General features: G+C 61.1%; 2 protein-coding genes. Both read right to left on the reverse strand.

The features are described 5' to 3' along the window. Nucleotides 1-302: 302 nt before the first annotated feature. The gene (locus tag OU682_RS24075) at nt 303-602 is read right to left on the reverse strand and encodes an RES family NAD+ phosphorylase (RefSeq protein ID WP_268944697.1); all 300 of its coding nucleotides are present in this window, start codon (nt 600-602) and stop codon (nt 303-305) included. Nucleotides 603-605: 3 nt separating this feature from the next. Continuing rightward, on the reverse strand, nt 606-959 hold the full coding sequence (locus tag OU682_RS24080) for an antitoxin Xre/MbcA/ParS toxin-binding domain-containing protein (protein WP_268944698.1): 354 nt from the start codon (nt 957-959) through the stop codon (nt 606-608). Nucleotides 960-1077 lie beyond the last annotated feature (118 nt).

Here is a 1077-nt window from a genome sequence, read left to right on the forward strand (position 1 = left end):
GTCAAGCACATGCGCCAGCGCCAGCATCCGGCGCGACGCTCGCGCGTCCTTCACGCGAGCCGCCTCCCGCCGCAGATCCGATGCCGAAAGGTCCGTGCGTGTGATGTCTACTGCCATTTCGATCCTCCTCCGCCTTGCAGTGGAGTGAATCAGAGGTCGGCCGCAAAGCAAACCACCTTCAGAGTCGATGGTTCATGCCCCAGGTATTAGCGACTGGTCCGAATTCCTGCGACAACCTCTCCTTGCTATGGACCTGAGCTCGGGTCAGGCGCAAGGACACGCGTCACTCGACAGCAGTTCTCTCAGAACCGCGTGTCCGCCGACAGGACTGCCGAATCGACGTCCTCACGGGAGAGTGCCGCCGGATCCCGCGCGTCGAACAGGTTTTCGATGTCGGCCTCAAAGGTCACCAGGGTTGTCGATTGGAGAGAGCCGATCTGGTTAGCCTCATAGATCGCGGTCACGAAATGGGTCGCCAGATAAAGCGCTGACGTGCCCCTGGCGTTAGATCGGCTCCCGAACCGCCGCGCGCCTTCGCCCGACAGGGGTTCGGCAGCAAAACGCGGCGTGATCGCCCGATAAAGCTGTCCCGTGAACCTCATGCCTTAGGCATGAACTCCGGCGTCGATCGCCTCGATGTAGTCAAGAACTTCGGTCGCGCGGCCCTCACGTGTAAGTTGCATGGCCGTCGAGCCGGAAAAGCGAGACAGTGGTTCCGGGCGATACCATGCATACGCCATAATCGGATTGCCGGAACGCGGCGTCACCAGATTGACGATCTCAACCATTTCGCGGAGACGCCGCTGGGTGGGGTCGCTCATCAGACGACGCTGGCGCAGAACGGCGTCCCGCCCCAGACCCGCGGACCAGGCGACATCGTCCTTCGTCGTCCGCAGCCGGTCGGCTATGATTGCCGGATCCAGATGGTTGTCGTGAAAGGCGTCGCTTAGAATGCCCATGGAAAACCCCTGTCTCATCTTGCAAGCCATATCAGTCGACTGTATGCGACGTCTACGTCCCATTGCCTTTTGGCTTGCGCGGGGCGGTTGCCCAGGTTGCGCAGGTATTTACGAGCTC

It is taken from the genome of Paracoccus benzoatiresistens, assembly GCF_026913015.1.
Lineage (GTDB): Bacteria > Pseudomonadota > Alphaproteobacteria > Rhodobacterales > Rhodobacteraceae > Paracoccus > Paracoccus benzoatiresistens.